Source organism: Citrobacter sp. Marseille-Q5395, from assembly GCF_947057495.1.
In the GTDB taxonomy this organism is placed as follows: domain Bacteria; phylum Pseudomonadota; class Gammaproteobacteria; order Enterobacterales; family Enterobacteriaceae; genus Citrobacter; species Citrobacter murliniae.
This window is the reverse complement of record NZ_CAMSEL010000007.1, coordinates 38,341-50,684: the sequence shown is the minus strand read 5'-3', so window position 1 is coordinate 50,684 and position 12,344 is coordinate 38,341. Positions and strand designations below refer to the sequence as shown.

Here is a 12,344-nt window from a genome sequence, read left to right as displayed (position 1 = left end):
CGAAAGGAGAAAGTGCCATGCGTTTATGTGACCGAGATATTGAAGCCTGGTTGGATGAAGGTCGTCTGTCGATCAATCCACGCCCTCCTGTCGAGCGAATCAATGGCGCAACGGTAGATGTGCGCCTTGGAAACAAATTTCGTACGTTCCGCGGTCATACGGCACCGTATATTGATTTGAGCGGACCGAAGGATGAAGTCAGTGCCGCGCTGGATCGCGTGATGAGTGATGAAATCGTTCTCGATGATGGTGAGGCGTTTTTCCTGCATCCGGGTGAATTAGCACTGGCTGTCACTCTGGAGTCCGTTACGCTGCCATCCGATCTCGTTGGTTGGTTAGACGGACGTTCGTCACTGGCGCGTCTGGGTCTGATGGTACACGTTACTGCACACCGCATCGATCCGGGCTGGTCGGGTTGCATTGTTCTGGAATTTTACAACTCCGGGAAATTACCGTTGGCCCTACGCCCCGGCATGCCGATTGGCGCGCTGAGTTTTGAGCCGCTTTCCGGTCCGGCTGCGCGACCTTACAATCGTCGTCAGGATGCGAAATATCGCGACCAGCAGGGCGCTGTAGCCAGCCGGATTGATAAAGACTGAGTATTTGTCAGTCCATTGGGGATAGCATGAGACGATTTCTGACGACGCTGATGATTCTTCTGGTCGTGCTGGTGGCCGGTTTTTCCGCGTTAGTACTGTTGGTTAATCCGAATGATTTCCGCGCGTACATGGTAAAGCAGGTTGCTGCGCGTAGCGGATATCAGTTGCAGTTGGATGGTCCTTTGCGCTGGCATGTATGGCCTCAGCTAAGCATCCTCTCCGGGCGCATGGTGTTAACGGCTGAGGGTGCCAGCGAACCGCTGGTACGTGCCGACAATATGCGTCTTGATGTGGCGTTGTGGCCGTTACTGAGCCATCAGCTCGATGTTAAGCAGGTGATGCTCAAAGGTGCTGTGATCCAACTGACCCCACAAACCGAAGCGGTGCGCGGAGAAGATGCGCCCGTAGCTCCGAAAGATAATACGTTTCCTGATCTGGCAGACGATCGCGGATGGTCGTTTGATATCGCTCGTCTGCGGGTTGCTGACAGCGTTCTGGTATTTCAGCATGAAGACGATGAACAGATTACGGTTCGTGACATTCACCTGAATATGGAACAGGATGCCCAGCATCGCGGTACGTTCGACTTCACCGGACGCGTGAACCGCGATCAGCGTGATCTTGCGTTATCCCTTAGCGGCACCGTAGATGCTTCTGATTATCCGCACAATCTCGCGGCTAATATTGAGCAGCTTAGCTGGCAGTTACAGGGCGCCGACCTGCCGCAGCAGGGGATTCGCGGCCAGGGGCAGCTTCAGGCTCAATGGCAGGAAGATAAAAAACAGCTCGCATTTAGCCAGATTAAGATGACGGCTAATGACAGCTCTCTGACCGGGCAGGCTATGGTCGCGCTGGCGGATAAGCCGGAATGGTCGGTCGACCTGCGATTTGGTCAGCTCAATCTCGACAACCTGATTGTGCAACAGGATGCCGCTGCTGTAACAAACGGTGGGGCGCAACAGGGACAGAGTCAATCGACGCTGGCTCGACCGGTCATCGCCTCGCAGGTTGATGCCGTATCTTATCAAGGACTGAAGGGGTTTTCTGCGGATATTACATTGCAGGCGGACAAGGTTCTCTGGCGGAAAATGGCCTTTGATAATGTTTCCGCGAAGATATCTAACGACTCCGGATTGCTGAACATTGATGAGTTACAGGGAAAAAGCAATGGTGGGATTATCTCACTTCCCGGTACGCTGGATGCCAGAAAGACTCAGCCGCGAGCGGTGTTTCATCCACGTCTGGAAAATGTAGAAATTGGGACTATCCTCAAAGCCTTTGACTATCCGATTGCGCTGACGGGCAAGCTGTCGCTGACTGGCGATTTTTCAGGTTCAGATATTGACGCTCAGGCATTTCGTCACAACTGGCAGGGGCAGGCCAGCGTCGAGATGAGCGACACGCGTATGGAAGGGATGAACTTCCAGCAACTGGTGCAGCAGGCGGTTGAGCGCAGCGGCGGTGATGTAACATCGCAGCAAGATCTGGACAATGTCACCCGGCTGGATCGTTTTGTTACCGATCTGACGCTGAATAACGGCAAGGTTATGCTGGACGACATGGAAGGGCAGTCCGCGATGCTGGCACTTTCAGGTAAAGGCACGTTAGATCTGGTTGAACAGAACTGTGATACACAGTTTAACGTACGCGTGCTGGGTGGCTGGAATGGGGAAAGCAAACTGATTGATTTCCTGAAAGCCACTCCTATTCCGCTTAGGGTCTACGGTAAGTGGCAGGCTTTAAACTACAACCTGCAGGTAGACCAGCTTCTGCGTAAGCACATGCAGGATGAAGCGAAACGCCGGTTGAATGACTGGGCCGATCGCAATAAAGACTCCCGCAACGGCAAGGACGTTAAAAAGCTGCTCGATAAACTCTGATTTGTATTGTCGGACAAGATGTCTTAACGTCTTGTCCGACTTACAACACGTTACCTACACTTCGTAATCCATCTCTTCTTCATTATTGTGCAACGGTATTAACTGTACTTTTTGCACTCGATGGTTTTCTACCTGCAAGGTTTTCAGCAGGTAATCACCAACCTGAACTTCCTCCCCGGTTTTTGGAATGCGTTGCAAATACTCCATTAACAGCCCGGCAATCGTGTGATACTCACGTTTATCGTCCAGTGGAATAGGAACGTATTGCACCAGGTCCTCCAGTGGCATATGTCCGTTAGCTGTCCATGACCCATCGGCGTTCTTCTGAATATCATGTCGGGCGTCGATCTCTTCCACTTCATTAGGCAAGTTACCGGCGATGGTTTCCATTACGTCACTCAGTGTCACGATCCCTTCAACCGAACCAAACTCATCAGCCACAAAAGCAAAGTGCGTCCGGGCGTTACGGAACTGCTCCAGCGCCGGAAGCAACGGCAGTGTCTCCGGGAATACCAACGGCTGGCGGATCAGGACGCGTAAGTCGAGTTGCTCGCCACGTAGCGATTGTTGCAGAAGGTCAATCACATGCACCACGCCAAGCAGATCTTCCTGCTCGTCTTCTCCGGTCACAACCAGGCGCGTATGCTGGTTTTTCTCCAGTAACGCGCGGATTTCTGTTTCAGGTGCATTGAGATCGATATGCTCAATATCATGACGTGAAGTCATGATGCTGCTGACGGTACGCTGATTCAGGTTCAGTACGCGCTCGATCATCCGGCGCTCCTGCGGGGCAAAAATCTGGCCGTCGTGATGATCCGCCAGCATAGCAGAGGTTTCTGCATCCAGTTCGGCGTCTTCTTTTTGTCCACTTAGCAGGCGCATAACCGCCTCGGCAGTACGCTGGCGCAAAGTATGGTTGGCTGACAGGAAACGACGGCGGTTAAAGATAGCTAACTGGTTCAGCGCTTCTATCATGACCGAGAACCCGATAGCGGCGTACAGATAGCCTTTCGGAATATGGAAGCCAAACCCTTCTGCGACCAGGCTGAAACCGATCATCAGCAGGAAGCTAAGGCACAGGATGACGATGGTTGGATGGCTGTTTACAAAACGGGTCAACGACTTGCTGGCCAGCACCATCAGGCTAATAGCAATAATGACAGCCGCCATCATAACCGCCAGGTGATCGACCATCCCCACGGCGGTGATCACTGAGTCCAGAGAGAAAATGGCATCCAGTACCACAATTTGCGCCACGACTCCCCAGAACTTAGCGCCTTTACGCTGGGTGGGGTTATCGCTGTCTTTTCCTTCCAGTCGCTCGTTAAGCTCCATTGTGGCTTTGAACAGCAGGAAGAATCCCCCGAATAGCATAATCAGGTCACGTGCACTGAAGCTCAGATCCCGGATGCTAAATAGTGGCGTGGTTAGCGTCACCAGCCAGGATATTGACGCCAGCAGCAACAGGCGCATGACCATCGCGAGCAATAGTCCGGTAATACGCGCCTTGTCCCGCTGGCCAGGTGGCAGTTTTTCCGCGAGGATGGCAATAAAAACGAGGTTATCAATGCCAAGAACAAGTTCTATCACGATTAGCGTGACGAGTCCGGCCCAGATCGACGGATCGGCAATCCATTCCATAGTAAAAGCTATACCCATAGTTGTATGACAATTGTCACAATTCGATCATGGATAAAGCCGACGGAAAATGCAATGGCGATAAGGGATTTCTCTGCCGTTTATATCTGGAGTGACACGAGATAATAACCTTAAATTTACTACAGGATATAGTTTTATAAATATTAACATATTTAAGAAATATCGCAGGTTACGTAATTGCAGAGTGATAATGTCAATATCAATAAAATCCTAAAAATATAAATTATGCGTCCTTAATATTAATCTTAAAAGCAAGGAGACGACGAGCTGTTTTCTTGCCTGTAACACCGTTAGCTGTAACAATTCTTTCCGTAATCACCAAAAGAGAAATATTACTATATCACCCCGCAGTGCTATTTCTGCTGCATTGTTGCTATGAAAGTGATGAAAATAGAGGGGCGAGAAAAATATAAATTAATCAGTGCATTGGTAGCTAAAGAAGCCAGGGGCGGTAGCGTGCCTGGTCGCCTGATGATAAGCCTGAATTAATCTGTCAACAGACTGCTGACGAATTCATTTTTTTAGGACTGATGCCGATTATATTTTCGTTTAATTAACGGCAATGTAAATGGCACAGGTGAAGACGCTATTTAGAATGCACGTGATAATTACTCTGCCAAAGTGATAAATAATCAATGATGAAATCCAAACTTAGATTAATACCAGTATTGGTATCGGTAATCTTGATCAACGGTTGTACCGTACTTCCGGGCAGCAATATGTCTACGATGGGTAAAGATGTGATCAAACAGCAGGATGCTGATTTTGATATCAATCGGATGGTGAATGTTTATCCACTAACCCCTCGACTGGTAGAGCAATTACGTCCACGACCGAATGTTGCACAACCCAATATGTCGCTGGACCAGGAGATTTCGGGGTACCAGTATCGGGTCGGCGCAGGTGATGTACTAAATGTGACCGTCTGGGATCATCCAGAACTCACAACGCCAGCGGGGCAATACCGAAGCTCAAGTGATACCGGCAACTGGGTTCAACCTGATGGCACCATGTTTTATCCCTACATTGGTAAAGTGAGCGTTGTTGGGAAAACGTTGGCAGAAATTCGTAGTGATATTACCGGGCGCCTGGCGAAGTACATTGCTGACCCGCAGGTGGACGTTAATATCGCTGCTTTCCGCTCGCAGAAGGCGTATGTCTCCGGGCAGGTTAATAAATCCGGCCAGCAGGCCATCACCAACGTTCCGTTAACTATCCTTGATGCGATTAACGCCGCCGGTGGACTGACCGAGGCGGCAGACTGGCGTAACGTTGTGCTCACCCATAGTGGACAGGAGCAACGTATTTCCCTGCAGGCGCTGATGCAAAATGGCGATCTGAGCCAGAACCGTCTGCTCTATCCTGGCGACATTCTGTTTGTCCCACGTAATGACGATCTGAAAGTCTTCGTGATGGGGGAAGTGAAAAAACAGAGCACCCTCAAAATGGACTTCAGCGGGATGACGCTTACCGAAGCGCTGGGAAATGCGGAAGGTATCGACCTGACCACCTCCAATGCCAGCGGTATCTTCGTCATTCGACCGTTAAAAGGCGAGGGCGAACGCAGCGGCAAAATTGCCAATATCTACCAACTGGATATGTCAGATGCGACCTCTCTGGTGATGGCGACCTCTTTCCGACTTCAGCCATACGACGTGGTGTATGTCACGACCGCGCCGGTTTCTCGCTGGAACCGTTTGATCAATCAGTTGCTGCCGACTATCAGCGGTGTTCGTTACATGACGGATACGGCCAGCGACCTTCACAACTGGTAATCGCCATGTTTAACAAGATATTAGTCGTTTGCGTGGGGAACATTTGCCGCTCCCCAACGGCAGAACGGTTGTTAAGGCAATTTCATCCGGCGTTGACGGTCTCTTCCGCGGGCCTGGGCGCGTTGGTCGGCAAAGGTGCGGATCCCAAAGCCATTAGCGTGGCTCAGACACACGACCTGTCTCTTGCAAATCATAGCGCGCGTCAAATTTCGGGGCGAATGTGTCGGGAGTATGACCTGATCCTGACCATGGAAAAGCGCCACATTACAGCGCTGTGTGAAATGGTGCCGGAGATGCGGGGCAAAGTGATGCTTTTTGGTCACTGGGACGGTGAGCGTGAAATCCCCGATCCCTATCGCAAAAGCCACGAAGCATTTGACTCGGTATACGCATTACTTGAACGGTCTGCCCGCCAATGGGCTAAGGCGCTGAACGCGGAGCAGGATAAACAATGACGGAAAAAATAAAACAGTCTGCCACGCCGGTAACAGGCAACGATGAAATCGATATCGGTCGCCTGGTGGGGACGGTTATAGAAGCGCGTTGGTGGGTGCTTGGCATAACCACTGCTTTTGCGCTGTGTGCTGCGATCTACACCTTGTTTGCCACCCCTATCTACAGTGCTGATGCTCTGGTGCAAATTGAGCAAAATACCGGTAACTCGCTGGTTCAGGATATTGGTTCAGCGTTATCGAACAAGCCCCCGGCTTCTGAAGCCGAAATCCAGCTTATCCAGTCGCGACTGGTATTGGGTAAAACGGTGGACGATCTCGATTTGGATATCGCCGTCACCAAAAATACGTTTCCCATTTTCGGTGCGGGCTGGGAGCGACTCATGGGCCGCCAGGACGAAACGGTCAAAGTGACGACATTCACTTTTCCAAAGCCGATGAATGAACAGATCTTTACGCTGACCGTGCTGAATGCCAAAAGTTACCAACTGACGAGCGACGGGGGTTTTAGCGCCCGGGGGCAGGTCGGAAAGTTGTTAAACCACGATGGGGTTACGATGCAGGTCCAGGCAATTCATGCCAGTCCCGACAGCGAATTCACCATCAGTAAATTTTCCACGCTTGGGATGATCAATACCCTTCAAAATAACCTGAGCGTCACTGAAACCGGGAAAGACACCGGCGTATTGAGCCTGACATTTACCGGTGAAGACCGGGAGCAGATCCGCCAGATCCTCGACAGTATTACCCGTAACTACCTGGAACAAAACGTGGCGCGTAAATCTGAAGAGGCGGCCAAAAGCCTGGCGTTTCTGGCAAAGCAACTGCCCGAGGTGCGTAACCACCTGGATGTTGCGGAAAATAAACTGAATGCGTTTCGCCAGGATAAGGACTCAGTAGATCTTCCGCTGGAGGCGAAAGCGGTACTGGATTCGATGGTGAATATTGATGCTCAGCTGAATGAACTGACGTTCAAAGAAGCTGAAATTTCCAAACTGTTCACCAAAGCGCACCCGGCGTATCGCACGCTGCTGGAAAAACGCCAGGCGCTGGAAGATGAGAAAAGCAAACTGAACGGGCGCGTGACCGCAATGCCGAAAACGCAGCAGGAAATTGTCCGCCTGACCCGCGATGTTGAGTCTGGTCAGCAGGTTTATATGCAGTTACTGAACAAACAGCAGGAGCTGAAGATAACCGAAGCCAGTACGGTAGGTGATGTTCGTATTGTTGACCCCGCCATTGCTCAGCCTGGCGTACTGAAACCGAAAACCGCGCTGATAATTCTCGGTAGCATTATCCTTGGCCTGATGCTTTCAGTTGTTGGCGTTCTGCTGCGTTCTCTGTTTAATCGTGGGATCGAGAATCCTCAGGTGTTGGAAGAGAACGGTATCAGTGTATATGCCAGTATTCCTCTTTCTGAGTGGCAAAAAGCACGTGATAGCGTCAAAACCATTAAAGGTGTTAAGCGTTACAAACAAAGTCAGCTGTTGGCGGTGGGGAATACGACCGACCTGGCGATAGAAGCAGTACGCAGCCTGCGTACCAGCCTGCATTTTGCCATGATGCAGGCGCGCAACAATGTGCTGATGCTTACCGGGGTCAGCCCGTCAATTGGGAAAACGTTTGTCTGCGCCAACCTGGCGGCGGTCATTAGTCAGACCCACAAACGCGTTCTGCTGATCGACTGCGATATGCGCAAAGGCTATACGCACGAACTGCTCGGGACCAATAACGTCAATGGTCTGTCCGATCTCCTCATTGGTAAGGGTGACATCTCGTCCTGTGCAAAACCAACCTCAATCGCGAATTTTGATCTGGTCCCGCGCGGACAGGTTCCACCGAATCCTTCAGAACTTCTGATGAGTGAACGCTTTGGCGAACTGATGGCCTGGGCAAGCTCGAACTATGATCTGGTGCTCATCGATACCCCGCCAATACTGGCAGTGACCGATGCGGCGATTGCGGGACGTCATGCCGGCACTACGCTGATGGTCGCCCGTTATGCCGTCAACACCCTGAAAGAAGTCGAAACCAGCCTGAGCCGCTTTGAACAAAACGGCATTCAGGTGAAAGGGGTGATCCTCAACTCTATCTTCCGTCGCGCCAGTGGATACCAGGATTACGGCTACTACGAATATGAGTACATGTCGGATTCGAAGTAAGTAATGAACGGTGCCGGTAGGTGGCATAAACGCGCTTTATCTGGCCGACAAACGTATCTCGATCTGGGGAATGAGAATGACAACAGACAACCCGCTAATTTCAATTTATATGCCGACCTGGAACCGTCAGCAACTGGCTATCCGGGCAATTAAATCGGTGCTGCGCCAGGACTATCCACACTGGGAGATGATCATTGTGGATGATTGCTCTTCGTCCTGGGAGCAGTTGCAGCAGTTTGTCGATGAGCTGAACGATCCACGTGTTACCTATATTCATAATGCCATTAACTCCGGGGCATGCGCGGTACGCAATCAGGCCATTATGCAGGCCAGCGGACAATACATTACGGGGATTGATGACGACGACGAGTGGACGCCAAACCGTTTGAGCGTCTTCCTTAAATATCGTCATCAACTGGTGACTCGTGCGTTTCTCTATGCCGATGATTATATCTGTGAAGGCGAGGTCTATTCGCAGCCAGCCAGTCTGCCGCTCTACCCAAAGTCCGTGTACTCGCGACGTAAATTCTATAAGCGCAACATTATTGGTAATCAGGTCTTTACCTGGGCCTGGCGCTTTAAAGCGTGCCTGTTCGATACAACGTTGAAAGCCGCACAGGATTACGACATTTTCCTGCGTATGGTGGTGGCGTATGGCGAGCCCTGGAAGGTAAAAGAGGCAACGCAAATTCTGCATGTTAATCACGGCGAGATGCGTATTACATCATCACCACGAAAATTCTCCGGTTACTTCCAGTTCTACCGCAAGCACAAAGGCAAATTTGACCGGGCCAGCAAAAAGTATCAGCTGTTTACTCTCTATCAGATCCGTAACAAACGAATGAACTGGCGCACGTTGTTGACGTTACTTTCAGTGCGTAACAGCAAGCGTCTGGCCGCCGGGCTGAGAGGGCGTTAAATATGCTGGAAGATTTACGAGCGAACGGCTGGAGCCTGCGTCCCTGCTGCATGGTAGGGGCGTATCGGATTGCTCATTTTTGCTCCGTGTGGCGTAAAAAAAACGTGCTGAACAACTTGTGGGCAGCACCGATATTGGTGATGTATCGCCTTATCACTGAATGTGTATTTGGCTATGAAATTCAGGCAGCAGCAACTATCGGTCGTCGTTTTACCATCCATCATGGCTATGGGGTAGTTATCAACAAACATGTAGTGGCAGGTGACGATTTTACCCTTCGCCACGGCGTTACCATCGGTAATGTTGGTGCAAAAGATATGGCCTGCCCGGTGATTGGTAACGGTGTTGAGCTGGGGGCTAATGTCATTCTGCTTGGCGCTATCACCATTGGTCATAACGTGACGATTGGCGCAGGCAGCGTTGTACTTGATGACGTTCCTGACGACGCGCTGGTGGTGGGTGAAAAAGCACGGGTTAAGGCAACGAAATGAATATATTACAGTTTAATGTCCGACTCGCAGAAGGAGGGGCAGCAGGGGTAGCTTTGGATCTGCACCTGCGCGCGCTGGATAAAGGGTTGTCGTCGCGTTTTGTGTATGGTTATGGCAAAGGCGGCAAGAGAAGTATCAGCCACGACAACTATCCACACGTGATTAAGCACACGCCACGTCTGACGTCGGCGGCGAATATTGCGCTGTTTCGTTTGGCTAACCGCGACCTGTTTGGCAATCTCGATAATTTGTACCGCACAGTTACCCGTACATCTGGTCCATTGGTGCTGCATTTTCATGTGCTGCACAGCTACTGGCTGAATCTGGAAGAGGTAGTGGCGTTTTGCCAAAAGGTGAAGTTGCATAAACCCGATATCACCTTCGTCTGGACATTACATGATCACTGGAGTGTCACCGGTCGCTGTGCCTTTACCGACGGCTGTGAGGGCTGGAAAACTGACTGTCAGAAATGCCCAACGCTGACCAACTATCCCCCAGTAAAAGTCGATAAGGCGCACCAACAACTGCCCGGCAAACGACAGATGTTTCGCGCCATGCTGGCGTTAGGCTGCCAGTTCATCTCTCCCAGTCAGCATGTAGCCGATGCGTTTAACCACCTGTACGGCGCAGGACGTTGCCGCATTATAAATAACGGGATTGATATTGCAACGGAAGCCATTCTCTCTGACCTGCCACAGGCAATGGAACATCACAGTAGGCCGAAAATTGCAGTAGTGGCTCACGACTTGCGCTATGACGGTAAAACGAACCAGCAACTGGTGCGCCAGATGGTCGCGCTGGGCGACAAGATAGAGCTACATACCTTCGGTAAGTTTTCGCCGTTTACCGGGGTGAACGTAACCAATCACGGATTTGAAACCGATAAGGGCAAGTTAATGAGTGCTCTTAATCAAATGGATGGGTTGGTATTCAGTTCCCGGGTTGATAACTATCCGTTGATTTTATGCGAAGCGCTATCTATCGGTGTGCCGGTGATCGCCACGCATAGCGAGGCAGCGCAGGAAGTGCTGGCTAAATCGGGAGGAAAAACGTTCAGCGACGCTGATGTCCTGCGACTGGTACAACTGAATAAGTCAGAAATAGCTCAGGCTGTATTCGCTACTTCGCTTGCGACGTTTAGCCAGCGTAGTCGGGCTGCATACAGCGGGCAACAGATGCTGGAGGAATATGTCTCGTTCTATCAGAATCTGTAGCTACCTGATGTTACCGCTGTTGTATCTGCTGGTTAATGTCAAACTTGCACAACTGGGAGAAAGTTTTCCCGTCACGATCGTCACTTTTTTACCGGTTCTGTTGTTGCTGTTTATTGAACGCATCAATATCAAAAAGTTGCTGATTGCGCTCGGTGTCGGTGGAGGACTGACAGCATTTAACTATCTGTTCGGTCAGTCTCTGGATGCCAGCAAATATGTCACCTCCGCGATGCTTTTTGTGTATACCGTGATCATCATTGGTATGGTGTGGAGTATTCGGTTCAAAACGATTTCGCCGCATAACTATCGGAAAATTTTACGTTCCTTTTGGCTGGTAGTAGGGCTGGTGGTGGGGCTTGCTGCGATTGAAATGACACAGATTATTCTGAGCGGTAGCAGTAGCGTAATGGAAGTTATTTCGAAATATCTTATTTACAGCAATAGTTATGTTCTGAACTTTATTAAGTTTGGTGGCAAACGTACTACCGCACTCTATTTCGAACCGGCATTTTTCGCTCTGGCCTTAATCTCAATTTGGCTCAGTATCAAACAGTTTGGTATCAAAACGCCTAAGTCCGATGCTATGATTCTGTTAGGGGTAATATTATCAGGATCGTTTTCGGGGGTGATGGCATTTATCTTGTTTTATTTACTGGAGTGGGTGTTCCAGTATTTGAATAAAGATGCGATAAAAAAGAAGTTACCGTTGGCGATTATCTCACTGAGCGTGTTTCTGATTGGAGTGGTATTTGCATTTCCATACATCTCGACGCGCCTGGGAGATTTAGGTACAGAAGGTTCGTCATCGTATTATCGTATCGTCGGCCCATTGGTAATGGTTGGTTATTCTCTGCTGAATATTGATGGCGTAGTCAGATTCGGCTCACTTTATGAGTATGTTGCGTCATTCGGAATTTTTAACGGTGCGGATGTAGGTAAAACGATAGACAATGGTTTGTATTTGTTGATTATCTATTTTTCATGGTTTGCCGTGATATTAGCCCTCTGGTATATGGGGACAGTCATGAAAATGATGCTGAATGCGTTTGGCGATAATCAGAATTATCGGGTGCAGCTTTATCTTTTTACGCCATTGTCGTTGTTTTTCACCGGTTCAGTATTTAGTCCGGAATACGCTTTTTTAATTGTGTGTCCGTTTATTTTGCGCAAGGCGCTGAATATCGCGAGGTAAT

At 50.0% G+C, this 12,344-nt stretch carries 10 protein-coding genes; 9 read left to right on the top strand and 1 reads right to left on the bottom strand.

Translation table 11 applies throughout. The annotated features are described in order from the left end of the window. The first annotated feature begins 17 nt into the window (after positions 1-17). Positions 18-599, top strand: a complete 582-nt coding sequence (gene dcd / locus OH663_RS09930) for a dCTP deaminase (protein WP_045444731.1) — start codon at positions 18-20, stop codon at positions 597-599. Positions 600-625: 26 nt separating this feature from the next. Further along, positions 626-2,479 carry an outer membrane assembly protein AsmA gene (asmA, locus tag OH663_RS09925; protein WP_200012733.1) on the top strand — a complete coding sequence of 618 codons (1,854 nt, stop codon included), beginning with the start codon at positions 626-628 and terminating at the stop codon, positions 2,477-2,479. 54 nt (positions 2,480-2,533) lie between these two features. On the opposite strand, the gene OH663_RS09920 is transcribed toward asmA, so the two are convergent. Further along, positions 2,534-4,120 (bottom strand): TerC family protein, encoded by a 1,587-nt coding sequence (locus tag OH663_RS09920; protein ID WP_045444726.1) that lies wholly within the window; start codon positions 4,118-4,120, stop codon positions 2,534-2,536. A 653-nt stretch (positions 4,121-4,773) separates the two neighbouring features. On the opposite strand from OH663_RS09920, the gene OH663_RS09915 reads away from it, so the two are divergent. The 7 genes from OH663_RS09915 (at position 4,774) to wcaD (ending at position 12,343) form a co-directional block, all read left to right on the top strand. Beyond that, positions 4,774-5,913 carry a polysaccharide export protein gene (locus OH663_RS09915; RefSeq protein WP_045444723.1) on the top strand — a complete coding sequence of 380 codons (1,140 nt, stop codon included), beginning with the start codon at positions 4,774-4,776 and terminating at the stop codon, positions 5,911-5,913. Between the two features lie 5 nt (positions 5,914-5,918). Then, complete coding sequence (gene wzb, locus OH663_RS09910) at positions 5,919-6,368, top strand: low molecular weight protein-tyrosine-phosphatase Wzb (RefSeq protein ID WP_045444719.1); 450 nt, start codon at positions 5,919-5,921, stop codon at positions 6,366-6,368. Next, positions 6,365-8,527, top strand: a complete 2,163-nt coding sequence (gene wzc, locus OH663_RS09905) for a tyrosine-protein kinase Wzc (RefSeq protein WP_200012731.1) — start codon at positions 6,365-6,367, stop codon at positions 8,525-8,527. Before wzb ends, wzc begins: the two co-directional genes overlap by 4 nt. Positions 8,528-8,603: 76 nt before the next feature. After that, positions 8,604-9,446, top strand: coding sequence for a colanic acid biosynthesis glycosyltransferase WcaA (gene wcaA / locus OH663_RS09900; RefSeq protein WP_045444713.1), 843 nt, complete (start codon positions 8,604-8,606; stop codon positions 9,444-9,446). A gap of 2 nt (positions 9,447-9,448) precedes the next feature. Beyond that, on the top strand, positions 9,449-9,937 hold the full coding sequence (wcaB, locus tag OH663_RS09895) for a colanic acid biosynthesis acetyltransferase WcaB (RefSeq protein ID WP_045444710.1): 489 nt from the start codon (positions 9,449-9,451) through the stop codon (positions 9,935-9,937). After that, the gene (gene wcaC / locus OH663_RS09890) at positions 9,934-11,151 is read left to right on the top strand and encodes a colanic acid biosynthesis glycosyltransferase WcaC (protein WP_200012722.1); all 1,218 of its coding nucleotides are present in this window, start codon (positions 9,934-9,936) and stop codon (positions 11,149-11,151) included. The genes wcaB and wcaC overlap by 4 nt, the downstream gene beginning before the upstream one ends. Further along, positions 11,126-12,343: a colanic acid polymerase WcaD gene (gene wcaD, locus OH663_RS09885; protein WP_200012720.1), complete on the top strand. Its 1,218-nt coding sequence runs from the start codon at positions 11,126-11,128 to the stop codon at positions 12,341-12,343. The genes wcaC and wcaD overlap by 26 nt, the downstream gene beginning before the upstream one ends. Position 12,344: the final 1 nt, after the last annotated feature.

Bases quoted from the DNA above. Each gene is read 5' to 3' on its own strand.
- dcd (WP_045444731.1), top strand. From the start codon at position 18: ATGCGTTTATGTGACCGAGATATTGAAGCCTGGTTGGATGAAGGTCGT.
- wzb (WP_045444719.1), top strand. From the start codon at position 5,919: ATGTTTAACAAGATATTAGTCGTTTGCGTGGGGAACATTTGCCGCTCC.
- OH663_RS09915 (WP_045444723.1), top strand. From the start codon at position 4,774: ATGATGAAATCCAAACTTAGATTAATACCAGTATTGGTATCGGTAATC.
- asmA (WP_200012733.1), top strand. From the start codon at position 626: ATGAGACGATTTCTGACGACGCTGATGATTCTTCTGGTCGTGCTGGTG.
- wcaA (WP_045444713.1), top strand. From the start codon at position 8,604: ATGACAACAGACAACCCGCTAATTTCAATTTATATGCCGACCTGGAAC.
- OH663_RS09920 (WP_045444726.1), bottom strand. From the start codon at position 4,120: ATGGAATGGATTGCCGATCCGTCGATCTGGGCCGGACTCGTCACGCTA.
- wcaC (WP_200012722.1), top strand. From the start codon at position 9,934: ATGAATATATTACAGTTTAATGTCCGACTCGCAGAAGGAGGGGCAGCA.
- wzc (WP_200012731.1), top strand. From the start codon at position 6,365: ATGACGGAAAAAATAAAACAGTCTGCCACGCCGGTAACAGGCAACGAT.
- wcaD (WP_200012720.1), top strand. From the start codon at position 11,126: ATGTCTCGTTCTATCAGAATCTGTAGCTACCTGATGTTACCGCTGTTG.
- wcaB (WP_045444710.1), top strand. From the start codon at position 9,449: ATGCTGGAAGATTTACGAGCGAACGGCTGGAGCCTGCGTCCCTGCTGC.